23 protein-coding genes and 1 tRNA gene are annotated in these 24,100 nt (G+C 62.4%); 10 read left to right on the plus strand and 14 right to left on the minus strand.

From position 1 onward, the window contains the following. Positions 1 to 906 (plus strand): IPT/TIG domain-containing protein (locus AB4Z51_RS26025; protein WP_441498269.1); only part of this gene is annotated, 906 nt, incomplete at its 5' end. After that, positions 903 to 2,159, plus strand: coding sequence for an autotransporter outer membrane beta-barrel domain-containing protein (locus AB4Z51_RS26030; RefSeq protein WP_441498270.1), 1,257 nt, complete (start codon positions 903 to 905; stop codon positions 2,157 to 2,159). The genes AB4Z51_RS26025 and AB4Z51_RS26030, both read left to right, overlap by 4 nt. Before the next feature lie 66 nt (positions 2,160 to 2,225). Here the strand turns inward: AB4Z51_RS26030 and AB4Z51_RS26035 are convergent, their stop codons facing one another. Further along, positions 2,226 to 3,158, minus strand: coding sequence for a septal ring lytic transglycosylase RlpA family protein (locus AB4Z51_RS26035; RefSeq protein ID WP_441498271.1), 933 nt, complete (start codon positions 3,156 to 3,158; stop codon positions 2,226 to 2,228). An 804-nt stretch (positions 3,159 to 3,962) separates the two neighbouring features. Between AB4Z51_RS26035 and AB4Z51_RS26040 the strand changes: the two genes are divergently transcribed. After that, positions 3,963 to 4,091, plus strand: a complete 129-nt coding sequence (locus tag AB4Z51_RS26040; RefSeq protein WP_256374848.1) for a hypothetical protein — start codon at positions 3,963 to 3,965, stop codon at positions 4,089 to 4,091. Between the two features lie 31 nt (positions 4,092 to 4,122). On the opposite strand, the gene AB4Z51_RS26045 is transcribed toward AB4Z51_RS26040, so the two are convergent. Next, positions 4,123 to 4,413: a hypothetical protein gene (locus AB4Z51_RS26045; protein WP_439036588.1), complete on the minus strand. Its 291-nt coding sequence runs from the start codon at positions 4,411 to 4,413 to the stop codon at positions 4,123 to 4,125. Positions 4,414 to 4,575: 162 nt separating this feature from the next. Between AB4Z51_RS26045 and AB4Z51_RS26050 the strand changes: the two genes are divergently transcribed. Continuing rightward, positions 4,576 to 5,166 carry a TIGR00645 family protein gene (locus AB4Z51_RS26050; RefSeq protein ID WP_441498272.1) on the plus strand — a complete coding sequence of 197 codons (591 nt, stop codon included), beginning with the start codon at positions 4,576 to 4,578 and terminating at the stop codon, positions 5,164 to 5,166. Between the two features lie 18 nt (positions 5,167 to 5,184). On the opposite strand, the gene AB4Z51_RS26055 is transcribed toward AB4Z51_RS26050, so the two are convergent. Next, positions 5,185 to 5,505, minus strand: a complete 321-nt coding sequence (locus AB4Z51_RS26055) for a DUF1476 domain-containing protein (RefSeq protein WP_441498273.1) — start codon at positions 5,503 to 5,505, stop codon at positions 5,185 to 5,187. A 262-nt stretch (positions 5,506 to 5,767) separates the two neighbouring features. On the opposite strand from AB4Z51_RS26055, the gene AB4Z51_RS26060 reads away from it, so the two are divergent. Continuing rightward, positions 5,768 to 5,992, plus strand: coding sequence for a hypothetical protein (locus AB4Z51_RS26060; protein WP_028153369.1), 225 nt, complete (start codon positions 5,768 to 5,770; stop codon positions 5,990 to 5,992). Between the two features lie 58 nt (positions 5,993 to 6,050). On the opposite strand, the gene AB4Z51_RS26065 is transcribed toward AB4Z51_RS26060, so the two are convergent. The 9 genes from AB4Z51_RS26065 to AB4Z51_RS26105 all read right to left on the minus strand — a co-directional run bounded on the left by AB4Z51_RS26065 (position 6,051) and on the right by AB4Z51_RS26105 (position 15,199). Next, a complete protein-coding gene (locus tag AB4Z51_RS26065) occupies positions 6,051 to 6,242 on the minus strand; it encodes a hypothetical protein (protein WP_028153368.1) in 192 nt (63 codons plus the stop codon). Positions 6,243 to 6,357: 115 nt separating this feature from the next. After that, complete coding sequence (locus AB4Z51_RS26070) at positions 6,358 to 7,005, minus strand: DJ-1/PfpI family protein (protein WP_439036590.1); 648 nt, start codon at positions 7,003 to 7,005, stop codon at positions 6,358 to 6,360. Between the two features lie 31 nt (positions 7,006 to 7,036). After that, on the minus strand, positions 7,037 to 9,244 hold the full coding sequence (locus AB4Z51_RS26075) for a multicopper oxidase family protein (protein ID WP_439036591.1): 2,208 nt from the start codon (positions 9,242 to 9,244) through the stop codon (positions 7,037 to 7,039). 10 nt (positions 9,245 to 9,254) lie between these two features. Further along, positions 9,255 to 10,232 carry a tryptophan 7-halogenase gene (locus tag AB4Z51_RS26080; RefSeq protein WP_439036592.1) on the minus strand — a complete coding sequence of 326 codons (978 nt, stop codon included), beginning with the start codon at positions 10,230 to 10,232 and terminating at the stop codon, positions 9,255 to 9,257. 161 nt (positions 10,233 to 10,393) lie between these two features. Then, positions 10,394 to 10,810: a hypothetical protein gene (locus tag AB4Z51_RS26085; protein ID WP_439036593.1), complete on the minus strand. Its 417-nt coding sequence runs from the start codon at positions 10,808 to 10,810 to the stop codon at positions 10,394 to 10,396. Next, entirely contained in the window at positions 10,807 to 13,086 is a 2,280-nt protein-coding gene (locus tag AB4Z51_RS26090; protein WP_439036594.1) for a LodA/GoxA family CTQ-dependent oxidase, read from the minus strand. Before AB4Z51_RS26090 ends, AB4Z51_RS26085 begins: the two co-directional genes overlap by 4 nt. Before the next feature lie 18 nt (positions 13,087 to 13,104). After that, complete coding sequence (locus AB4Z51_RS26095) at positions 13,105 to 14,166, minus strand: tyrosinase family protein (RefSeq protein ID WP_441498286.1); 1,062 nt, start codon at positions 14,164 to 14,166, stop codon at positions 13,105 to 13,107. Beyond that, positions 14,073 to 14,987 (minus strand): tyrosinase family protein, encoded by a 915-nt coding sequence (locus tag AB4Z51_RS26100; protein WP_441498274.1) that lies wholly within the window; start codon positions 14,985 to 14,987, stop codon positions 14,073 to 14,075. Before AB4Z51_RS26100 ends, AB4Z51_RS26095 begins: the two co-directional genes overlap by 94 nt. Continuing rightward, a complete protein-coding gene (locus AB4Z51_RS26105; RefSeq protein ID WP_441498275.1) occupies positions 14,984 to 15,199 on the minus strand; it encodes a hypothetical protein in 216 nt (71 codons plus the stop codon). The genes AB4Z51_RS26100 and AB4Z51_RS26105 overlap by 4 nt, the downstream gene beginning before the upstream one ends. A gap of 467 nt (positions 15,200 to 15,666) precedes the next feature. Between AB4Z51_RS26105 and AB4Z51_RS26110 the strand changes: the two genes are divergently transcribed. The 5 genes from AB4Z51_RS26110 to AB4Z51_RS26130 all read left to right on the plus strand — a co-directional run bounded on the left by AB4Z51_RS26110 (position 15,667) and on the right by AB4Z51_RS26130 (position 21,426). After that, a tRNA-Ser gene (locus AB4Z51_RS26110) sits at positions 15,667 to 15,756 on the plus strand. A gap of 361 nt (positions 15,757 to 16,117) precedes the next feature. Then, complete coding sequence (locus AB4Z51_RS26115; protein WP_038937372.1) at positions 16,118 to 16,372, plus strand: hypothetical protein; 255 nt, start codon at positions 16,118 to 16,120, stop codon at positions 16,370 to 16,372. Positions 16,373 to 16,414: 42 nt separating this feature from the next. Beyond that, positions 16,415 to 16,687, plus strand: coding sequence for a hypothetical protein (locus tag AB4Z51_RS26120; RefSeq protein ID WP_063983276.1), 273 nt, complete (start codon positions 16,415 to 16,417; stop codon positions 16,685 to 16,687). 283 nt (positions 16,688 to 16,970) lie between these two features. Beyond that, a complete protein-coding gene (locus AB4Z51_RS26125) occupies positions 16,971 to 17,231 on the plus strand; it encodes a DUF3551 domain-containing protein (protein ID WP_071917452.1) in 261 nt (86 codons plus the stop codon). Between the two features lie 814 nt (positions 17,232 to 18,045). Further along, entirely contained in the window at positions 18,046 to 21,426 is a 3,381-nt protein-coding gene (locus AB4Z51_RS26130) for an AAA family ATPase (protein ID WP_439036646.1), read from the plus strand. Positions 21,427 to 21,473: 47 nt separating this feature from the next. Here AB4Z51_RS26130 and AB4Z51_RS26135 read toward each other — a convergent pair whose 3' ends face one another. Both AB4Z51_RS26135 and AB4Z51_RS26140 read right to left on the minus strand, forming a co-directional pair. Then, complete coding sequence (locus tag AB4Z51_RS26135) at positions 21,474 to 21,665, minus strand: hypothetical protein (protein WP_063983274.1); 192 nt, start codon at positions 21,663 to 21,665, stop codon at positions 21,474 to 21,476. Positions 21,666 to 21,869: 204 nt separating this feature from the next. Continuing rightward, positions 21,870 to 23,483 carry an NAD(P)-binding domain-containing protein gene (locus tag AB4Z51_RS26140; protein WP_439036647.1) on the minus strand — a complete coding sequence of 538 codons (1,614 nt, stop codon included), beginning with the start codon at positions 23,481 to 23,483 and terminating at the stop codon, positions 21,870 to 21,872. Between the last annotated feature and the right edge of the window lie 617 nt (positions 23,484 to 24,100).

A 24,100-nucleotide genomic window follows, 5' to 3' on the forward strand; every position in this document is an offset into this window, starting at 1 on the left:
AATTTCACCGGCGCGACAGCCGTGACGTTCGGTGCAACCGCGGCGGCGGGCTTCACCGTCAACTCCGCAACCTCGATCACCGCGACATCGCAGGCCGGCACCGGTACCGTCGACGTCAGGGTGACGACCACGGGCGGCACCTCGGCCACATCGGCGGCAGACCAGTTCACCTATTTCGCCGTGCCGACCGTGACGTCGATCTCGCCGACAGGCGGCCCGCTCGCAGGCGGCACGTCGGTGACCGTCACCGGTACCAATTTCACCGGTGCGACCGCCGTGAAGTTCGGGGTGACGAATGCATCGAGCTTCACGGTCAATTCGGCAACCTCGATCACCGCGGTCTCGCCGGCCGGCGCCGGTACGGTCGATGTCACCGTGACGACGCCAGGCGGAACGTCCGCCACATCGGCATCGGACCAATTCAGCTACACGCCGGCACCAACGGTCGGCTCGATCTCACCGAGCTCCGGATCCGCGATCGGCAGCACCTCCGTGGCGGTCACGGGGACCGGATTCAGCGGCGCCACCGCAGTGAAGTTCGGCGCCAACAACGCGACCAGCTTCACGGTTAATTCGGCAACGTCGATCACGGCAACCTCGCCGCCCGGCGCCGGCACGGTCGATGTCACCGTGACGACGGCCGGAGGGACGTCGCCGACCTCGGCGGCAGACAGGTTCACCTATCTGTCCGCGACGACCACCACGGAGCTCACCTCGTCGAAGAATCCGAGCAGCTACGGCGAGTCTGTAACGTTCACGGCCAAGGTGAGCAGCTTGGGCGGAACGCCGACGGGAACGGTCACTTTCAACGACGGCGGCACGCCGATCGGCACGTCTAGCCTGTCGGCCGGCGTCGCCACCTTTGCCACGACGCGCTCGCCGTCGGCAATCACAGCATCACGGTGACCTACAACGGCAGTGTGGCCTTCAACGCCTCGACCTCGCCGGCCCTGAACCAGTCGATCGACATTCCCGCCGACAGCGCCAAGCTGCGCGCCCTCCAGCTCAACGTCACCAAGATCGTGGCGCAGAGTTCGGGACAGGCGATCTCCGGTTCGATTGACACCGCGATTTCCGAAGGGTTCAGCGACGGCGGGCAATACATCACGCCAGGCGCGGGCGGGCTGCGCGTCAATTTCGCCGCCGCGCCCGACGGCGATGAGGACGACAAGCCCAAATCCGGTCAGCAGCCCGGTTCTCAAAGTTTGAACGCCTATTCGGGCGACGGCGGCTCCGGCCGGACCGGCGGCCGCGGGCGCGGCTCCTCGCGGATCGATGACGCCTTCGCCGCGATCGATCGGGCGGCTCCGACCAAAGCACCGGCTGCGCGCTTCAGGGAGCAGAGGGACTGGCTGTTCTGGATCGACGTGCGCGGCACCGGCATCGATCAATGGGGCTCGTCCGGCAACATCGGTCAGGGTGCAACCCAGGCCACGCTCTTCGGCCAGCAGATCAACCTGCTGTCCGGACTGACCTACCGGGCGAGACCCAATTTGCTGGTCGGTGTGACCGGCGGCTACGAGAACTTCAGCTACACCCAGACCGACATCAACGGAAAGCTGAAGGGCGACGGCTGGACCGTCGGCGCCTATCTCGGCTGGAAGATCATCCCGACGCTGCGTTACGACGTGGCCGTGACCTATTCCGGCATCGGCTATGACGGCACCGCCGGCACGGCGCAAGGCAATTTCAACGGCAATCGCTGGATATTCGCGACCGGCTTCACCGGCAGCTACAGCTGGGCCAATTTCAATATCGAACCGTCGGCCAAGGTCTACGCGATCTGGGAGCGGGAAAACGCCTATGTCGACTCGCTCGGCACCCAGCAGGCGGCCCGCACCTTCTCGAGCGGCCGCGCGTCTGCCGGCAACAGGGTCTCCTACCCCATACCGTGGCTCGATAGCGTGCTGCTGGCGCCCTATGCCGGCGTCTTTGCCGACTATTACTTCACGCAGGACGATGCGGCCGCGATCGTTGCTGCGGGCGGCATCCCGCTCGCTTCGACACCATTGCTCCAGGGCTGGTCAGCCCGCATCACGGGCGGCATCGGCGCAAGGCTGGCGGGTGGCACCACGGTCGGCTTCGGCGCCGAACTCGGCGGCATCGGCAGCAACACGCAGATCTGGACGTTCACGGGACGCGCGCGCATCCCATTCTGATCCCTGGGCGCGACGACGGGCCAGCGGCGCTACGCCGCTCGCCGGATTTGCCGGTTTGGTACCTGCTTAGTAGAGGCCGCGGCCGCTCAGGATGCTGCGGGCCTCGGCGGCGCCGTCGGCCGATGACGGTGCGTTCTCGGTCGCGTAGCGGCCATCCTCGTCATAGGACACGGCACGCGCGTTCTGGAGCGCCCGGCCCCGGCTGCGGCTGCGGCTCGAGGCCGACATCTCCGAGGTCGCGTTGAGCGACGCCATGTCGGCGGAGGTGTTGCCGAGATTATAGGGCCGCCCCTCCGGCGTCGGAACCTCACCGCGAATGGCGCCGCGGTTCGACGACGGAAGCTCCGGCACGAAGGGCCTTGCCGAGGCAACCCGCACCATCGAGGGCGACGGCGCCGGGATCCCGGTGCGCAGGGTCGCCATCAGTTGGCGATCGTCGGAGCCTTCCAGCGGCGCCCGGCCAACGTATTCGACACGGACCTTGGCGACGCCATTGCCTTTGAATTCAAGGAGTTCAGCGGCTTTGTTCGAGACGTCGATCAGCCGGTTGCCGTGATAGGGCCCGCGGTCGTTGACGCGCACGATCAGCGATTTGCCGTTCGAGACATTGGTCACCCGCGCATAGGACGGCATCGGCAGGGTCGGATGCGCCGCTGTCAGCGAGGTCATGTCGAACACTTCGCCATTGGCGGTCAGGCGGCCGTGGAAATCGTCGCCGTACCAGGACGCCATACCCTCGGCGCGGTAGTTGACGTCCTCCTCCGGCACGTAGGTCCGGCCGCCCACAACATAGGGCTYGCCGACGCGGTAGGTGCCGCCGCCTTTCGGAACCGGATCCCCAAACGCCACGACCCGCGGGCTCGAGGACACGCCGTATTTCGGATCGACCCGGCTGGCGAACTTGTTCGAGGAGGCGCAATTGGCGAGCGCGAGGCAGGTCGCGACCGCGGCAACACCGCGCGCGGCCCGCAAAACCGAATCTGACCGTCGGATCCCCATGCGCCCCAAATACCACTTCGCCGGAGGCATACCCAACCCGCTTTGGCTACGGGGGAGCGCTGTCCGGTCCCAAAATCCAAGGCGGCCCACCACCGCGTCGGAAGCAGTAAGGATAACGCAACCCGAACACGGCGGAAATGGGGAGCCCACAGCGTTCACGCCGGGATGGTAAACGGGGCGTTCGCTTCTCCCCGTTGATCTACGGAGCGCAGGCCCCCTGCTCTGTGCCACTCCTGGACATTCTGTTGCGCCAAATCCTCACTCCACCCCCATTGTCTTGTGGCTCACTGGAATTCTTTTGACTGTGCAAGGCCGCACGCGTTTTCTCGGTTGCAGGGGCGAACTGGAATTTGACGATGATCGAGACGGTTTCGGCACTGATGGGTCTGGTAAGCGCGGGGATCTTCCTGGCCCATGCGTTTGAAGGTTACCGCACGAGGGCCTGAGGGCATTCGCGCGGACGGCAAGGATCACCTCTTTCAAGACGGCACGTTCGGACAATCTTAATCGATCCGACCGAGCATCGAACACGAGAGCGGCAGGTGTCCCATGCGCAATCATGACTTCGTATCCGATGGCTTCCTGGCACTGACCGCCGGCGGCTTGTTTCTTCTCTGCTCGAGCCTGGTGGCACTGGCCTTCGCCTGAGCACCACCACCAGTCTCCTTCTTTCTAACCACAACTACACCGCGATGCAGCATACAGCGCTGTCCGGTATTGCCCTGCTCCCGTTTAGTTGATTGAATTTCTGCGTTCGGCGCCTCGACTCATTTCAAGAGGCCATCACCAACGAGGGTGACGCAAATGCTTGCTGAGAAATTTTTTCTGGTTCTGGAATCGCTGATCCGCGGCGACCGCACCTATCCCGACGGAAGTCCTCGGGTGATCAGCACCTCCCCGCACGTGCCGGTGAAGCTGCCGGACCGGAAATAGCCGTCCCCCAAACTTCCGAATCACGCGCTGCTCAGCGCAGGCCCAATAGCGAGCGGCGATAAAGGCTGTCGCGGGCCTCGGTCAGGCAGACGAAGCTGCCGTAGAAACCCTGGCCATACCGCTTCTGGCCCTTGCCGTAGTAGATGCCTTTCCTGAAATCGAGCCAGACCACCTGATCGTGCGGGCAATGACGTTGCGCCTGCGCCTCGTAGCGAAACGGCGTCAGCGGCGTCGCCGAGACCTCCGCGCCACCGGCGCCAACCACGATTGCGACGGCGACCGCGATGCCGCCGAGCCCTTTGCCGAAGCCGCTCCAAGACACCCCCGCCTCCCGATTCAAGCCCTGACTCTTTGGCCGTTCGGCACGGTAGCACGAGACTGCGCGATCTGCCGGCCGCAACCAGCGGCTTGGCCGTCTTCCACCGGCCATCTTGTCGGGTTACATGAAGGCGAGATCATCTCAGCTCGCGAGGATGCTGCCTGAATGTCGGTTGAGCCTGGACCCGAGTCCGAACTGCGCACCGAACCCCGCCCGCCGTTGCCGCGTTTGGGCCTGCTGCCGATGATCATCTTCGGCTCGCGCTGGCTGCAACTGCCGCTCTATCTCGGACTGATCGTGGCGCAATGCGTCTACATCGTGCTGTTCCTCAAGGAGCTCTGGCATCTTTCCTGGCACGCGATCGACCTCACCGAACAGCAGATCATGATGAGCGTGCTGGCGCTGATCGACGTCGTGATGATCTCCAACCTGCTCGTGRTGGTCATCGTCGGCGGCTACGAGACCTTCGTTTCGCGGCTCGACCTCCAGGGTCATCCCGACGAGCCGGAATGGCTCGGCCACGTCAATGCGAGCGTCCTGAAGATCAAGCTCGCCATGGCCATCATCGGCATCTCCTCGATCGCGCTGCTGCGCACCTTCATCGAGGCCGGCAATCTCGGCTCGAACCGCGCCGGCTTCACCGAGACCGGCGTGATGTGGCAGGTCCTGATCCACATCACCTTCATCGCCTCGGCGATCGGCATTGCCTACGTCGACAGGCTCAGCGACTCCGGAATGCGCAAGCACGCCGAGTGAGGGCAACGGCCGGCCTTCTTATTGCTTGCCTGCTTCGAGCTGCGCGAGCGCCTGGTGCAGGCACTCCTGAAGCTTCTGCGCGACCTGCTCGCGCGCCACGCCCTTGGCGGCAAGATCGCCAGACACCTTGCCCACGACATCGTCGATGCTCYGGCTCTCCAGATTGTCTGTCACCAGCGCCGTTGCGTAGCTTGCCGCGGCATCGCCGCTGAGCCCGAGCTGGCCCGCGGCCCAGAGCCCGAGCAGCTTGTTGGACCGGGCCGTGGCCTTGAACATGAATTCCTCGTCGTGGGCGAATTTGGCCTCAAAGCCCTGCTCGCGCTTGTCGAACGTGGTCATGGTCAGCTCCAATGCGTTTTCGCTGAGGAGAATCGGACTGGCTGGGAGCGAACGTCTCCGTGGTTCTCGTCAGTTTAGGATCATTTGAATCTTCCTCCCGGAAGGCCGAGGCCGTCAAGCCTGCGCGGTGGTGCGCCGCAAGCCCGGGCGTGGGCACGACACGCACCAGCGCCGCGCCAGCCAAATCGGCTAGGCAGAGATGTTTACCGTCCGTTAAGCAGACTCGGCGCCGGATGGGCCGGGGGACATTGAGAGCTGGCGCATGAACAAAGAGCTGCGGGAGTTTCGACGGCTTGAACGGGTCTGCCTGGAGCAGGCTGCCCTCTCCACCATGGATCTCGCGCGAAGCGGGTTGCTCAAGGTCGCCGACGATTGTCGCATCGCGGCCGAGGCGATCGAGGCGCAAGCGCCCCGCGGCGCGTTCGCCGGCGCCGTCCAGGCGCTCAAGCTGGCTTTGAGCGCAACGGGAATGTCCAACCGGCATTAGCGGCCGGTCTCCGGTTGGGAGATCGCTTCAGAAGATTGTGGGCGGCGACCGCGTTCGGTCAGCCCTTCGCCTCGGCCGCTTCGCGCGCGAGCCGCTCGGCCCTCAGCCGTTCCTTGTTGGCGTAAAACGCCTTCTGGGCCTCCTCGTGATCGCGCATGGCCTTTTCGGCCTCGATCCGGCGTGCGGCATCACGAGCCTGGCGCTGCTCAGGGGTCAGGGGTTTGCGTCGGAAGGAAAGGTCTTCGGTCATGCGGAGACAACGCGCAAGCAACGAAACGGTTCCATGAGTTGAACCCGGCAGTCGACGCGGCCGATTGAAGTCTCGACATATCAGATAGTTAGATGATGCATTCGGTCGGCCGGACCTATTGCGTCGACCCCGGCGGCTTGACGCCTGTGAGCGGGCACTGCGGCGCTGCGGGAATCGCGCTGCGCACGGGCGGATCCGGATAGTATTCGGTGTTTTGCTGAACCTGACGCGCCAGCTCCGTGCCTCCGAGCAGCGTGATCAACATCAGGGCCTCGTCGAGGCCCGCGGATATTCCGGCTCCGGTCAGGCGATTGCGATCCAGCACGAAACGCGGATGTCCGTCGGCAACCTTCACCTTCGGGAACAGCGTCGGGAAGCATTCCAGGAAAGCCCAGTGCGTCGTCGCCCAGTGGTCGTCGAGAAGACCCGATGCCGCGAACAGCATCGCCCCCTCGCAGACCGAGCACATGTACTTCGCACCGGCGGCCTGCCTGGTCAGAAACTGGACGTAGGTCCGGTGCGGATCGTTGATGATCTCGGTGAGCGCGACTGGATCGCCGCCGGGAATCCAGACGGCATCATATTGGGTGCACTCCGCGAAGGATTTTGCGACCTCGAACGGAAATCCCCGGTTGCGAAACCGTTTCATTCCCGGCTTTTCAGCGACGACCTCGACGTCGAAATCCGCCCAGTCGAACATTTCGAAGGGTCCGGCGACGTCGAGCATGTCGACGCCGTCGTAGACGGGAATGCCGATCTTCATCGCGCGTAATCCTCCCTGCTTCCATTGACGATCAATGTTTGTGGCCTACGGGCGTCGCCGCGGGTGTTGCCGTCGGCTGCTTGGCATGGCGCATCCCCGCCATCCCGAGGCCGCCGCCCGGCGCGTTGAGGTCGGGAACGATCGCGATGTTGGCCATCATGCCCGCGTCCTCGTGGTCCAGGATGTGGCAATGCAGGACATACTCGCCGATGTAGCGGTCGTACCGCGTCCTGACGCGGATCTGATAGTTGTTCTCGACGATGATCGTGTCGCGGAATGTGTGCCACATGCCGCAATACTGGTTGGCCAGTTGCTGCTTGTCGGCATACACGATGTCAGGTTTGCAGGTGCCGTCGGGATTGTAGATCGAGATCTGCTGACCGTTGGTGTTGGTGGTGGTGACGTCGATCACCTGGAACGGATTGACGTGGATATGGAAGATGTGCGGCTCGCCTTGCGCGGACAGCATCCAGTCGTCCGTGGTGTTGACCTCGCGCGTGAAGTTCACCACGTCGGGATCGTACGAGGCGTTGTTGACCGTGAAGGCCGGGAAGTTGATCGCGAAGGCCGCCTGCTGCTGCTGGCTGCCGGCAGCCGGCGGCGCAAGGTTTTCGAATGGCGCCCACGGCCGCAGATCGCCGTCACGCAGCCCGGTGCGAACGGCGTCCGGCAGCGTCGGATTGGCATCGTACAGCGCCTTGCCGACATAGGCCTGCAGGTCCCCCGTCACGGGCTGCCCTCCGCGCACATGGACATAGGCCAGCAATTGCGGCGTCGTCGGCCCCTGCCCGCCGCCATTGCCGTTGGACACGCGCTCAGCCTTCGGCGCCGCCTGGTTGAGCAGGCAATAGTCCCCGTCCGTGGGGAATACGACGAGGACGTCGCTCCGATAGCCGGGCTGCATGTAGTTCGATTCGAGCACGCCGCCGACCTGCGAGGCGTGCACGGTGCGCAATTTGGTCCGGGTCAGACCGTCGGATGCGATCTCGAACTGCGGGATCAGTGTGCCCGTCGAGGCGTTGCAGGCGGCCAGAAGATCGGCCTTCTGCTGCTGGCGGTTGCCGCTCAGCGCCGAGGTCGCGATCAGGTTGGTTGTGCCGACCGGCGTAGCCCGCACGAGCTGAATGTTGATCGTGTCATGAATGCCGGCATGCACGAAGCGCCAGCGCTGGATCTCGCCCGCCGGCACGGTGAGCGTCGGCTGCACGATGCCATTGACGCTGGTGAAGCGGCCATTGGTGTCCCAGATCGACGATGAGTCCAGTTGCAAGCCAAAGTTCTCGACGACGCCGGGGCTTACCGGATTGCCTGACGTCGCCAGCGGGCACGTCCACGGCGCGTTGGCGATATTTGCCGGACTGCTGGCGTTGTAGAGTCCCTGCGTGGTGTAGATCTGTTGCCACGGGCCGCCGGGCTGGTTCGGCTGGTTGGCGAAGCAGGCATAGGCGATCTGCTGAAACAGGAAGAGCTGCTCCTTGAACGGGGCGCCGTTGACGTCATGCAGGACCGTGTCGATATCGGCAATCGGCTTCGGGTTCTGCGGCGACGGTGGCGTATAGGGACGCTCGCCCTTGACGACCAGCACGCCCGAGGCGCCGCTCGCCACCTGCACTGCCGTCGAGCCATGACGGTGGGCGTGATACCAGAACGTCCCCGCCGGATGGTCGTTGGGGATGTTGATCTCATACGGAAACTTCGTCTGCGGGGCGATGTTGAGCAGCACGTTGTCGCTGTTGCCGGCAGGCGAAACGTGCAGGCCGTGCGTGTGCAGGTTGGTGGTGTTGAAGCACCCGACCAACGCCGGCAAGCCCAGCCCCTCCGGAGGATTGGGCAAACAGCTCGGGTCGTCCTTCGCGAGCTGGTTGATCAGGTCGACGCGCAGCGTATCGCCGGGTTTGACGAAGATCGCCGGGCCCGACTTGCAGCCGCCATAGGAGCGCAGCTCGACGGGGTCGAGGCCATCCGGTTGCGGATCGGTCGGATCCGGGTTGTTGATGAAGAAGCGGCCGCGCACGAAGTTGAGCACCACCGAGACGATCGAGCCGCTGCGCGAGATCGATCCTTGCGGCCGGCAACCGCCAACGGCCGGCGCCACGCCGGCCTCCAGGGCCACGACATTGCCCTGTCCGGGCAGCGTCGGCGGCGGTTCGAAAGCACGGGGAACCGGCGCCGCGAATGCTGGAAGGCTCGGTCCCAGCGCGGCGATGACAAGACCAATTCGCGCGAAGCTCTTCATCATGTTGTCCGCCCTACTGTTCCAGAAGACTGCTCGAAGGATTGCGTGAAGGCGCGTCGGCACGCCGGCGCCGCCAGAACGGGCGCTCGGGCCAGCGCGAGACACTGCCGTAGTGTTCGCTTAGCGTCGTCGCGTAGGCCGCAGCTTCGCGCGCGATCCACGCGCCGTAGCGATCTAGAGCGGCCGCATCACCGCGCGCGAGGCAATCGCTGGCGGCGTAGGCGGCGAACACGCCCGAGCGCATGGCCTTGACCACGCCATGACCCGAGATCGGATCAAAAGCGCTTGCGGCATCGCCTGCGCAGAGGAAATGGAAGCCGGCAGTCGTTGCGGCGTACCGGCTGCCCGCAGGGATCAAGCGGGGTTGTTCGAGCCGAATGATCTTGCTCGCGAGCGCCGAGACGAATTGCGTCCTGGCGAGAGCTCTGCGCCAGCCGTCCGGCGTGTTCAGCCTGAGGCCACGCGCGAGATCGGCATCGGTCATGCACGCAAAGGCGCGCCTGCCCTGGTCGAGTGCCATCGTGTACCACCAGCCGTCTTCAAAGGCCTCGACGAGCAGTTCCGGTGTCGCTGGTCCCGATGTCGTCGCCTCGGCATAGGCCGCAATCAGGCGGTCCTGCGCTTTCGCCCGCGACCCCTGGCGATCGGCGAGTGCGCGGGCGCGGCCCGTCGCATCGATGATCAGCCGGGCCGAATGGCTGTCGCCGTCGTCGCAAACGACCGACCAGCCGTCCGCCGCCTCGCGCGCGAGATGACAGACCTTCGCGTCGACGCGCTCGGCCGCGCGGCAACCCGCCGCCGTGAGCCAGCCATCGAACGCCCGGCGGTCAACGCGCCATGACGGTCCGCGCGCCTCCAGCAGCAATTCGCTCGACGTCAGGCCGGCCTGGTCCCAGGAGGTGAGCGTGCGGTGCGACGGCGCAAAGCCCTGCGCCAGGAAAGTCGGCCACAGACCGAGCTGCCGCAGCACCGGCTGGACCAGCGGTGACAAGACCTCGCCTCGTCCTTGGCCTCGTCCTTCGCCTCGCCCGCGCCGCTCGGATGGCGCGATCACGGCCACCCGAAGCTCCGGCGCGCACATCGCAAGCGCGCGGGAAGCGGCCGCCCCGGCTGGACCTACGCCTGCAACGATGATGTCGAACGCGGCCAAGGTCAGTCGGCCCGGACTGCGTAGAACGAGGCAACCACGCCGGCCGGCGCCACCGTGCCGGGCGAACCGCCGCTATGCGGGATGGTCCGGATCACTGAGCCGACGATGGCCGGACGCTGGTCGACGCCATTGGGCCAGGCCGGCACCAGCGAGCCCCAATAATCGTAGATCCATTCCTCGCCGCCGACGACGCCGGTGCCCTGGAAACGCACCTGCATCGGCGATCCATAGGCGCGCGATCCCTTCAGCGCGAGCGACCAGCCCGGGCCGCCGATCGTGCCGGTCAAGAGTTGCATCGGCCCGTCCACGATCTCGATCGTGCCGCGGCCGAATTCGAGATTGTTGAAGGCCGTGTTGACGTCGGGATCGTTGAGCAGGCTGCGATAGGTCCAATGTCCGACGAATGCATTGTCGCTCATGATGCCTCGCTTTTGGGATCGGGCCTCGACCCGGTTGTTCGCTCGACGCTGATGTATTTGGGCCCTTGATAACTGTCGGCGGGCTTGACGGCCGGCTCGTAGGGATTGCGCACGATGAAACCGAGCAGCGACCACTCGGTGACCATCTTGAGGTCGCCGACCGGCGTTTGCGGGACGCCGCGGCTCCACGTGGTCCAGACGTAATTGGGCTTTCCGTTCGAGACCGAGGCAATCTCGAACGACTGCAACGGTCGATGCGCCGGCCACCACAGCGTGGTCCAGGTCTTCTCGTCGCGCCGCAAGCGATCGTCATTGTCGCTGTCGGGCCACAGATTGTTCCAGTCGGCGTAGGTGATGTTGATCGGCTGCGTGGTGCACTCGTTGAAATCGGACTGCCAGGGCAGACCCATATATTTGGTGAGGTCCCCCGGCTGAAGACCGGTCTTGAAGTCGTTGTCCTGGCTGAGCGGCGAGTTGACGTTGAAGGTCGGGTCGGCAATCACGGTGCCGTGGTCCTGATTGGCCTGGGCGGCGCTCTGCAGGAAATCCGAGACGCTGCGATCGGCGTTGATGCGATACGGCGCCCAGTAGATCGAAGGGTTGCGCATCACCCAGCCGAGCTCGGCGCCCGGACAAAAGGCGCCGCCGAGCACGTTGCTGAGCACGCCGCGGTCGAGCTCGCGGCCGGTCTTCGGCGGTGTCTTCGGATAAGGCGCGAAGGGTGAATAGCCTTCGGGCAGCCAGCCCTCCTCCTTCTCGTTGATGAACCAGCCGCGCGCCCATTGGCCGAGGATGAAGAGCTGGTACTGGGTGAGATGAAGGAACTTCGACGGCGTCTCGTTGGTCAGCGGATTGTCGCCGCACAACAATGGCATCAGCGGCAGCGAATGGACGCGCGACGATGCCCGGTCCTGCACCTGGAACGAATTGGCCTCGCCCGTACGGCGCAACAAATCGAACAGGAAGCGGCGCATCGGTCCGTAGGGATCGTCGGCCTTGGAAGAGTGGGGCGGACCTGCGACCGCCGCCACCGCCATGACCGCTTCGCCCTGACTGGCATCGCGCAACGGTGCATCCGACGGTGTTGCCGTCGCCGTCGGCCGCGTCGCGCGTTTCGGGGTCTTCGATAATTTGTCGGGATCGAACGTGCCGCGCTGCGCCTGATCGTGCGGATAGTTCGATTGCTGAAGGATATCGTTCAGATATCTGAATTCATCCGGCCGGAACAGGATCGGCCAGATGTCGCGATAGAACCACGGCCGGTAGTTGCGATTCCAGGCAAGACGGCCGGCCTGCCAATGACGCAGCGCCGCCTCGTCGCGGAACGGGATCTGCTGCGGATCGTCATAGGTGCCGAGCGTCCCATAGATGCCGGTATCGGTGGCGAACTGGCGCACATAGAGATCGTACAGCACCTCGTCCATCGTGATCATGTCGAGGATCTCAGGGACGAAGCGCGGGTAGCCGACCACGACCCAGGCCGGAAACTCGACGTCGATGTAGCGGGTCTGGCCGACCTGCTTCGAATACATGATCAGCCGCGCCATCACCGGCCCATCGGAGATGTCGTCGTACCAGCCGTCGGTGTTGGCATAGTCCTCGATCTTCGGACCGAAGCTGCCGTTGACGTCCATGCCCGAATTGCCGTGACCGCCGAGCACGACCAGGCGGCCCTTGTTGTCGGTCATCATCTCGCCCAGCGTGTCGATGTCGAACGGCTGGAGGCCCCTGGGCGGGAACGTGGTGGCATAGCCGCCGGGGCCGCCCGAGCGATCGAAATGCGCGCGCCGGTTGGTGGTCGCATTCACGCTGCGCGGGCCGGGATCGATGATGAGCAGGTCGCGGTCCTGGCCGGTGATGTCGGCGTTGCGGCGCGCACTGCCGGGGGCGTAGCCATGCTCGCCCTTGAGCTCGGTGAACGGGTACCAGGAGGCTTTCTTGTTGGCGACATAGACGCGCCACTGGATGTCGACGAGCACACCATGATTGCCGCCGCCCTCCACGGCATCGCCGAGCGCCAGCGGCCTGCCTTCCGGGGACTCCTCGTCATAGACGAAGATCTGGAAGCGCGCGGCCTGGCGCTTCACGCGGCCCTGCGCATCCTTGAAGGTCTTGACCGGAACAGGTGTGACCCCGTCGGGGCCGTGCACGGGATTGCCGAAACTGTCGCAGGCGAGCGGCATCGCCGCGGGCGTCTCCGGCGCGAGGTAGAATTCGCTGTCGCTGTTGCCCAGGCGCGCGATGCCGATGCCCGGATGGATTCGATACGTCGCCATGACTTCCCCGCCGCTTTCTCAATCCAGGAAACTGATCGACACGCCTTCCAGCTTCAGAAGCTCCCTCTCCTCCTGGTAGTCGCCGCCGATCACGACCAGCGTGATCTGCAGCGGGCCCTTCTTCTTGAGCGCCTGCCTGGCGGCGGCCGTGACGTCGATGCGATGGACGCGCGGCATATTGTGGCTGCGCCCGCGCTGGTCGAAGCGCCGCGGCTGCGGCGGCGGGATATCGCAATGGCCGGGACCGCCGTAGCAGGCCCCATGTCCGAAGATCGAGATGTAGCCGGCGTAGTGCGGATTGCCCTTGATCGGCGTCGAGGCGTCGGCCCCGGGTTCGTTCAGGAAGGCGCGCACGAAGCAGGAGCGCATCAATTGCGGCACCTGATGCAGGCGGATCTCCGCGCGTTTGAAACTGCGCGCGGCCTGCGGCACGTTGATCGGCTGCGACACGAAGCGGCTGACCGGCGCCTCGAGGCCGACCGGCATGAAATGCGAGCTGCGGACGTATTCGTAGCCGAACGGCGCGATGTCGAGCGTGTCGCGGATGGTGTAGTTCCACGGCGACAGCACGGAATCGAGATCGGCCGGCAGCGCATTCGGATTGAGCTTCTGCCACTCCCACCAGATCCGATCGATATTGACGTGGATCGGCCAGAACACGGGATCGTAGGAGGCCGTCAGGTTGCTGAACATGTCGCCGGAGCCCGGCTGCGAATAGAGATCCGGGCGGGCGTGGAAACGGCGCCCGCCGACCTGTACGGCATCGTTGCGGCGCTTGGCGAGCGCGCGCAGACGTGTGGTCTCGGCGTCGGATTGCGACGCAGCCGCCGCGGTCGGGGCATCTTTGCAGACATAGGTCGCCTGCCCTGCATCCGGATTCTGCCCACCGGTCCAGATGTGCATGGTGTTGTGCGGATTCTGGTCGAGGAACCCGAACGCCGCGTCGTAGATGCTGCCGCCGCCGAAGTCGCGGAAATTGTTGAGGCTCAGGATCTGGGCGATGTCGTCGGCCGACGGGTAATGATAGTTGATTGCCTGGTTGATCGTCTGTCCCTTGGGATATTCGGCCGGATAGCGCAGCGGATACCAGAGCGAGTTCGACTGAAGCAGCGCGTCGATGAAGCGCTGGCGGTTGCATTGTCAGGATCCGGCGTGACGGCCGCATAGCCGATGTTGCTGATGACATAGCAGAAGAAGCTGTGCTGTGAGGTGAAGGTGACGCGGTCATGCGCGAGCGCCAGGATCGCCTTCTTCTGCGCCGCCGTCGGCGCCGGGTCGAGCGCCGCCAACAGCGTCTCAGCCGCCTCCTCGGTGAGATAGGCCTTCATCGAATTCGGAATGATGCGGCCCTTGTCCGGCTCCTCCGGCCGGTACTCCGGCATCGTGAAGTCCCAGTACGGGAGCATCAGCCCGGGCTCGAAGTCCTGAAGGTTCTGTTCGAACTCGTAGAGATAGGCGCGGTGCCAGGGCAGGAAGCGCTCCCAGCCGTGCTGGCAATGGTTCTGGTGGATCAGCGCCTGGTTGTTGTAGTTGCGCCGGTCTTCCGGCCAGTGGTCGAGATCGTAAAGCCGGCGGAAGCCGCGGCGCAGCCGTTCGAGCTGCGGCTCGCTCATGCAGTCGATGTTCATGCGCCGCCGGGGCTCGCCGGCATCCGCGGCCGGCGAATAGCCGTCGGCAGCGACCGCAAACTCGGCGATCTCGCTCACCTTCACCGTCGCGGTCTTCGCCGGCTTGCCAGGCGCAAGCTCGACTGCGACGCTGGTCGCATCATCCGGGCAACCGGCATCGATCCAGTCGGCAATGCGGTCGACGTCAGCGGGCGCGACGCGCTTGCCGCCCCATGGCAGCGCCGGGAACCGGCCACCGTCGAACGGTGCTTCACCGCGCAATCCCTTGATCAATCCGGACGCGTCGCTGCGCGCATGCGGCGGGATGCAGCATCCGGCACTGGAGCAACCATCTTGATGCCGAAGATCTCGGCCGCCTCCAACGCCTGTGCGCCCTTATCCCAAAACCGTCCAGCGCCACCATAATCAGCGGTGCTATCGCCGGCAGCTTCATCCAGGATCGCCTTCACGCGCGCATAAGCAACGGTCAATGCTTCGGTGTCCATTCCAGCCCCCGGACAGCAAGACGAAGAAGGCGGCCGGAGACTAATCACAACTTTTGGGTGATGTCACGTAGACACGCACCTTCAACGTCGAAGCAAGCGCGAATATTTTTCGGGGTTGCGTGATCTATTTCATACAACCTTTATCGAAACGACAGATCTGGCCATGCGTCGTGCGGATGAGGCGGATGAGGCGGATGCGAGCACGAGTGTGTTGCTCAAGCTCTGCGCCGGCCATCGGACGTGTCCGGTCATCAAGCGCTGCGCGATTGAGCCCAGCGTGCATTCCAGTCGTCGTGGGACGAAGCCGAGCCCCACCGTGAGCGAATCCGCGCCGAACGACTGCTCGACGAAGCCGAGCTTCGCCCTTCCCGGCCTGTTTCCCCATCGGACTTGGTTTTCCCCCGCAAGCGCGAACTTCGCGTTGCCTTGCGCGGTCGACTGCGTTAAGCGACAACCATTCTCTGTCCGGAAGGGTGGCCGAGTGGTTTAAGGCACCGGTCTTGAAAACCGGCGTGCCCGCAAGGGTACCGTGGGTTCGAATCCCACCCCTTCCGCCAAAACATCAACAAAATCAATTAGTTAGCTCGTGGTTTTCGCTTCAGCGCACAATCGAACGTACAATCGTCGCTTGGTGGCGCCGTAAGCGTCGCGGTGAGATCGAGTCGATTTGTCGCAGTTCGGACGAGGCGACGCCCGATCCCAACACTGATGCCGCCGCCGATCTCATCAGCTTTCCGACGTCGCGATGGACTGTCGTGTTTCGACGCGATGCATCGAAGGAGCGACAAGACGGTCCTTGAATCACAGCGATGGCGTCGCGCATCTATCCACACCCACGACCGGCAGTAGCTCGCGAGCATTCCGCGCCGCTAGGAATCGATAATTTGACTCTCGCCTGCGCCGCGGTTCGATGGCGTCATGACCAAGGCAGAGAACAGAGCGGCGGCGAGAGCTTGGCACCAAGAGCGCATGCGTCAGCGCGCGGAAGAAGTGCGGGCCGAGGCGGTAGCAGCCGACCTGGCCGAACTCGGCCGGCTTCGCCACTACCTCATCTTTGGCAGGAAGGATCGCCGTGCCGACCGCGAGAAGCTGATGAGCGCCATTGACGACTACGTCGGTGAGATGACCGGCGACCGAACCGCGCTGCACGCCAAAAACCACAAGTGCGGGTGAAGCAGTACGGCCTGGGGACGAAGAATCGGGTAGTCGATCTGCATGAAACTCGCCGCCGAACGTGCCTTTGCCGCTCCTGAAGCCGCCGCCCGCAAACTGGTCGAGCTCGCGAAGACCATTGAAGCTGTCCAGGACGGTCGCATTCACATCGAAAAGCTCAATGCTCCGTTTCTCTACACGCTCAAGGCCACCGGGTTGGAGTTCGGCGCCGGCATCAAGCATGCAGTTGAGAAGGGCTGGCTCGAGCTGCACGAGAGCGGGACCTATGTCCGGCTGATCGACACCAGCGCAAAAGCGGCCCCAGCAAAAGACTAAGTTGCCGGGGCCGTTTGGAGGCTACCTTGGCGGTAATGGGGTCGCCAGGTGGTCATGAGCATAGGAAAAACCGGCAATCAGTTCTGTCCACTTGTGCCCAAAGCAGTATAGTTCCAGATCGGGAACGGAACCGATCGCAATGAAGTTTAGAAGGGACGGCCCGCCAGCGTGACCAGCGGGCTGGTAGCGATCGTCAGGCGCAGTCGCGACCTCCGCGGGGTACGATCGAAGTACTGGCTCGTGGAGCTTCGCGCGCGTTCTCAATGTCCGAATGGAGGTTCCAATGCGTACTCCGGCCTTGGCGATTTTGGCAATCGGGATGGCATCAACAGAGCCGGCGGCAGCTCAGACGTATAATCCGGCCTTTCCGGTTTGCCTGCACGTTTACCGCGCGGGGGCCAACTATTACGATTGCAGCTACACATCGCTGCCTCAGTGCAATGCTTCGGCATCGGGCCGCGCCGCAGAGTGCGCCATTAATCCATACTTCGCGGGCGTGGAAAACCCCGCAGCTTATCGGCGGCACGGCCGCCGCGCCTACTAGGGCATTGCGAGAGACGCTCAGCCCGCCAGCGTGAACCGGCGGGTTGCTGCTTGGGCCGCCTGCGTTTCGGTACCGCAATCCCTAGCGGCTTGTGTCGACGCTACCACCGCGCTTCTATCGGACGATCCGATCAAGACGGCAGCCCGTTATACAACCAAATATCTGATCTTTCATTTGGGTGCCTACCCGGCAACCCCTAATGCAAGCGCGCACATCGTCGCCCCACACACGGCCCTTGGTTTGAGAACTCGAGATACATCGATTGTTGCACGCCTTGTCGTTATCGGGGCATTTGGACAAACACGCCGCAAGGCCAAGTCGCTCGCCTTCTGAAAATGTCGCTTCTTGGGCGGTTGCGAGCGTCGTTGTTGTCGCCGCAGTAGAAAGGGCTAGCGCGAGCGCGCTCTTTAGGATTTCTGTAGCCGACATTATCTCCTGCCTCTGTTTGAGACCTCGGAAAGCAGCGTACGCCGGATACACCACCAAGGCGCAAGGCGGCCAGGAAATATCGGATCGCGAAGTAGGCCGCCCGCGTGAGCCGGCGGGCCTGGCTTCACGGACGTATCGTCCGCTCAATTTCACGGGCCGCCCAGGTCGCAACCATCATCGCGAACCGGAAGCGCTCGCACGTTTCCGCAGGTATTTGGATGCTGCGAATTGCGAGGCTGTTCACATGTCCGGACCCGACAGCATGCTATTGTCGGTGCGGTCATGCCGAACTGTTCGTTTGAATGGCTTCCAATAGAATTAAGTAGGACGAGCAAATATTCGGCTCTGATGCGCTGAAGCTGTTCGTACACACAAGGGTCCTGCCATGGAAATCGGGACTTGGCTGAAAAGTTTGGGCCTAGGACGACATGAGTCCCTGTTCATCGCGAACGCCATAGATTGCGATGTGTTGCCGCAATTGACAGAAGTTGACTTCGAAAAGGTTGGCATCCCACTCGGCGACCGGAAACGCCTCGTGAATGCGATCAGTGCGCTTCCCTCCAGCCTTCCCTCCACTGTCGTGAATGCTGCAATTGCGCAATACGCGGAACGGCGCCACCTCACGGTAATGATCTGTGACTTGGTCGATTCGACCGCCCTGACGGCACGCCTTGACCCGGAAGATATGGGCGCCGTCATCGATGCCTATCACGCTGCTTGTGCTCGTATCACGCGCTCCTATGACGGCTTTCTCGCCGACTTTCGCGGAGACGGCATTCTTGCGTATTTCGGCTATCCCATTGCGCACGAGGACGATCCCGAACGAACTGTAAGAGCTGCGCTCGATATCATTGCTGCTGTCGCACGGCTTGAAACCCGCGCTGGAGAACCGCTCGCGGTGCGTATCGGTATCGCTACCGGCATGGTGGTAGTCGGTGACCTGGGCGGCGAAGGCAAACTTCGGGAGCACTCCGTGGTTGGGGGCGCTCCCAATATCGCGGCTCGCGTGCAAGCCTTGGTCGAGCCGAACACCGTGGTCGTCGCAGACTCCACCCGTCGTCTCCTTGGCGATATCTTTAGTCTTCGCGACCTTGGCGCCCACCACCTCAAAGGCATTAGCGAGCCGGTGAGCGCGTGGGCCGTCCAGGGCGTCTCGGCTTCCGAGAGCCGCTTTGAGGCGGTGCGTCCGACAGAACTCGCCCCTGTCATCGGCCGCGATTCCGAGTTGGAGTTCTTGTTGGAACGTCAACGTTTGGCTCGCACGGGCGAAGGCCAGATCGTTCTCATCTCAGGCGAGCCGGGTATCGGGAAATCGCGCTTAGCAGCGGCTCTGGCTGAACGTGCAGCTAAGCATCAACCACACGTGCATTTCCGTTATCAGTGCTCGCCTTACCACGCCAACAGCGCACTTCATCCCGTGGTCGAGCAGTTGGAAAGGAGTGCCGGATTTAAGGCGGACGATCCCGTCGAGACGCGGCTTGACAAGCTGGAGGCACTCCTCTCGTTGAGCGCACCGCAAGTTCAGACGGTAGTACCACTTTTTGCTGAGCTGCTATCGATCCCATTCGCGAGCCGTTATCCAAAACCGCAGCTAAGCCCCGCCCAGCAGCGTCGCCGCACACTTGCCGCGCTGCTCGATCAATTCGAGAGCCGTTCTCGCAAACAGCCCATCCTGTTGCTCATCGAAGATGTTCAGTGGGCCGACGACACCACCCTCGAATTGCTCGACCTCATCGTAGAGCGAGCCCGACAGTTGTCTATCCTTGCGCTGGTTACCTTTCGACCAGAGTTCGAGCCTCCCTGGACCGGTCTTGCGAATGTCGGAAGCCTGGTCCTCGGACGGCTCAACCCAGATGATGTCAAAGGTGTTGCCACGCAGGTGGCCAATGGCCGAGCGCTTCCGATCGACGTGATGAAGCAGATCGTAACAAAGACTGACGGAAATCCGCTCTTCGTGGAGGAACTCACCAAGGCTGTCCTCGAAGCTGGCATTCTGATCGAATGCCAGGATCGCTATCAGCTCGGGGGACCGTTACCGCCCTTTGCCATCCCGGAAACCCTTCACGACTCCCTGATGGCGCGGCTCGACCGCCTGCATTCGGTGAAGGAGATCGCCCAGATTGGCGCCACCATCGGTCGCGAATTTTCTTATTCCTTGATGCGGGCTGTGGTCGCTCGAGAGGAAACACGGTTGCAGCATTCCCTCTCCGAACTCGAGGAGGCCGGGCTTATTTTCCGCGAAGGTGACCTGCCGGATGCCATTTATAGCTTCAAACACGCATTGGTGAGGGATGCGGCTTATCAGAGCCTGCTGAAGACACGGCGGCGGCAACTCCATGCGCAAATAGCGCGCGTGCTAGAGGAAGGCTTCCAGGATGCCGTCGTGAACGACCCTGAAATCCTTGCGCACCATTTCACCGAAGCCGGCATGCTTGAGAAGGCTACGGACTATTGGCTCAAGGCCGGAAAGCGCGCGCTCGGGCGCTCCTCCAATGCCGAGGCTGTAAAACATCTCACGAGAGGAATGGAGCTGACCCAGCAACTGCTCAGCTCGCCGCAACGCGATCGCAAAGAACTGGATTTCTATCTGGCCCTTGGTCCTGCAGTCGCCGCAACTGAGGGCGATGCCGCGGCTGAAACGTCGCGGGTCTTCTCACGGGCTCGCACGCTGCTAGGCGAAAGTGTCAGYCTAGAAGAACGGATGACGATCCTGTGGGGCAGCTACCTAGCCCACAGTGTGCGCGCGGAGTATAGCTCAGCGCTGGAGGATGCCCGGTACGGCCTCGCGTTGGCCGCAGAGCATGATCATCCCGGCGTGGCCGTCCTAGCCACGCGCTTTATTGGACAATCATTGCATCTCACGGGTGCCTTCGCCGACGCACGCGAACACCTCGATCGCGCCCTCGCACTGTGCTCAACCAATCCAGCCACGATATCGACCTATCGCCGCTTCGGAGTCGATGACGCGGTGAACAGCCTAGCGTGGCTCTCGACGACGCTATTGGTCCTTGGCTATCCTAAACAGTCTACAACAATCGTCGAGCGTACTGAAACTCTTGCTCGAACGAGGGAACAAAGCTTTACGACGGCCCTGGCCCTGGGGAACATAGTCGTTCTGGGCACAATCGGCGGCGACGCAAAGCGCGCTTTGGCTCACGCCGACGAAGCGATATCGCTCAGCATCGAGCATGAATTTGCGGCAATTGAACGAAGAGCACGTTTTTTCCGCGGAGCGCTATTAGCCCAAGGAGGGGATCTTCAAGTCGGGATCGAACTGATGCGCGGCGCTTTGACGGCAACTTACCAAAACTCTGAACGGTGCCGCCGCACTCTCTATTTGGGCCATCTCGCCTTCGCTCATGCCCAGCTCGGAGAGCTTGAAGTTGGACTGCGCCTGCTGGACGAAGGCGTCCAGCTGGCCGAAACAACAGGGGAGAGATTCTTTGAGGCCGAGTTGTATCGTCTTCGGGGCAACATCAACCTAAAACTCGGCAGGCGTGACCAGGCAGAGGCCGCACTGCAGCGAGCCGTGGCGATTGCGCGGCAACAACAAGCTCGCTGGTGGGAGTTGCGTGCCTCGATCTGTCTCGCGCGGCATTGGAGTAACGAAGGCAGATATTTCGAGGCTTGGTCCCTCTTAGAGCCTATATACACTTGGTTCACCGAAGGTCGGGATACACCCGATCTGACAGACGCGAGAAATCTCGTGGACGAACTACGCTCAGTTTCAGGAATGAAAGATGAGCCAAAGCGTGGCAGCTGTTGACCAACACCGCTCAACATCATGCCTGACGTAAATTGATCAGCGTCCGATCAACGCCTGCCCTTCGCCCGCTTTCCGGACTTGCCACCTGTTCGTTCAAGTTTGCTAAGGGCGCTCTCGACATCCTTGATTGCCTTCTTGAGCTGCTTCTCGCGCTTTCCAAGAATGCTCTTGAGTTGTCTTCGCTGCTCGGCGGTCAATGTCGTAAAATCGATCACCTTCGTAAACGCGATGAAGGCCATTGCTTACCTCCCGATGGTGGTGGTCGTTAGGCCGTGATCAATATGTGCAAGGCAGTGAAACAAATATTCTCCAATATCATCGACCTATAGTCAAACGGCATTTCTTCCAGAAATACTCGATCGGCCTTCCGACCTACGGGCCCTCGTGGTGAGCGCGAGATAAAGCGGTATCAACTGACATCGCGCTACCACGCCGTCGTTATTTCACTTCCGCTTTTTGTTCTTGAGCCGCGCCGGTCGCGAGGTGCGCTTCGTGCGACCGAGTCGGGAAGACCTTACAGTCGGAGATTTCTCATGGGGCCTTGATCGCTGCAACAAGGCGCGGAGCGTGGCAAACTGGCGTTGATCCAGCTGATTGGCGAAGCTCTCGAAATCAGTGGCGTCACTGCCAAGCTGGCTCAACCAGACAAATGCACTGTCCAAGGTGCGCAACTCAGGCGTCTGGTATGAAAGCAGATCTCGGTAATAAGTTGCCGACTCCTCGCAAAACAGATCACGCGCGATGCCATTTACGAGCCGCCGCACTCCATATTTTATCCCCGTGATGGCCGCTCCTGATATTCCATGGCTCAGCATCGCTCCGAATGTAAAGTTGTGTAGCCCTCGCAGAAACGGAGCAGTGCCGCGGTGCCGCTCCGTGAATTCAAAGGCTTGGCCCAAATAGGGATAGCGCGCGAGGGCCTCGCTTTCCTCGCCCGATGGAGGCGTGAAGCGGTCGCGCCAAAGGGCTATTTGTTCAAAGAATAGGGCGAGCTCGGGACGCGCCGAGAGATCCGCCTCAACGCCGCTCGCAAAAATCATGAAGTCGAATTCGAATCTACGATTGCTGCTTCGAACACTTGCAATACCGCAAGCTTCGTCGATGAAACTCCATCCGCAGTCGGGGTGCCAGGCGAAATTCTCAAACTCGCGGCATCGCCAAAAAGCGTCCTGTGTAGGCGGGACCGGAAGCTCCTCAAGAATGTGACGCATGAATCGCCAGCGGTCCAGGTCCGTCAGATCGCCGAAGTGGCCCAACATACCGGCAAAATTCATCCAAGTGAGTGGGTTGACCCGCGGCATCTCCGAACGGCGGAAGCAAAGGTCTACTCGCGCGGCGCCCGCCTCAAGTGCGAGAGCTGCGTTGTCAAAGGCGGATGCCCCGGCACCAAGGATACCAATGCGTTTTCCTGCAAGCTTGCGAAAATCGATATCATCGGCCGAATGTGCGTAAAGATCTGCCGACAAATGGGCGACCAGAGACTTAGGAGCGCCCCACCTGCCACTTCCCTCAAAGCCTGTCGCAAGAATGATCTTTCTTGCATACACCCGCTCAATTCCTTCGGAACGACGGAGATGGGCAAGGAAGATGCCATCCGCCGGCTCAATCAACATTAGTTCGACCTCGTTCTCAACCGGGAGGTCCAGGACGTCTCGGTACCAATCCAGATACGAGCGCCACACCTCCCGAGGGACGGTATCTATGCGACCCCATGCTCGCCGCCCAAATTTTTCCTCGTACCACGCCCGCACCGTTAGACTCGGGACACCGAAATCAATCCCAGTCACCTCCTTCGGAGTCCGCAACCGTTCCATCCGAGCGAAACTGCGCCAAGGTCCTTCGAAACCGCGCTGGCAACGATCGATGATCCTGAAGTTTGCTATGCGCTCAAGCCTCAAGCCGAACGCGATACCCAGTCCGCTCTGTCCAGCGCCGACAACCAGCACGTCCAAAACCGGCACTCCGTCCATAAATCGCGGGACGGTCCACTCCCGAGCCGGATAGTCCAAATAAGTAAGCTCGCGTCGAACGCGCTTCGTGAGTTGGGAGACGCTCATGGGACATTCCTGCCGCTGCGCTCTTGTTAGAAATGACTTTTGCCATTCGGCTTACTGTCCCATTACCACAGGTCTGATTGCAGAAAAATCGACCGCCCGACCGCCATTGGGTTTCGCACAGAGCGATTTTGGCCCGCAAGACAGCGGGCTATTGTTCTAGCGCTCACTCAAATTCTGATCCGCTCGACGATCGAGCCATCAGTTGCCTCCGATCGCGAGACACGCAACATCGACAATCAACGCGCCTATCGGTGACGATCTGAGCGTCAATCGACTGAAAGACTCAGGCTAGCTCGCCCATCAGGTAGCCTCATAGCGGCACGCTTAGCCGCGTTCCTGACGAAGTCCCCTGCCCGCCCAATCGGCGTAGTGCCGAATTTGCGAGGGTCCATTCGTAGCTCGTCACCGTAGCATTGTACGCGAGCTCCGCGCGGATCGTCAGAATTTGCAATGAGTTCAACTTCTTGGCTAGCGTTGTTTGGAGGAGCGGTGACAGATCACTGACCGCGGCTTTTGACCGTAGGTTCAGAGGACGGTTTTTCCTGAGGAATGGCTGGAAGGCTCAAACCGCTCGAGGTAGAGCGCCAAACGCCGATGGAGACGGACTCTACCTGATC

The sequence above is a fragment of the Bradyrhizobium sp. 2TAF36 genome (assembly GCF_052114925.1).
In the GTDB taxonomy this organism is placed as follows: Bacteria; Pseudomonadota; Alphaproteobacteria; order Rhizobiales; family Xanthobacteraceae; genus Bradyrhizobium; species Bradyrhizobium barranii.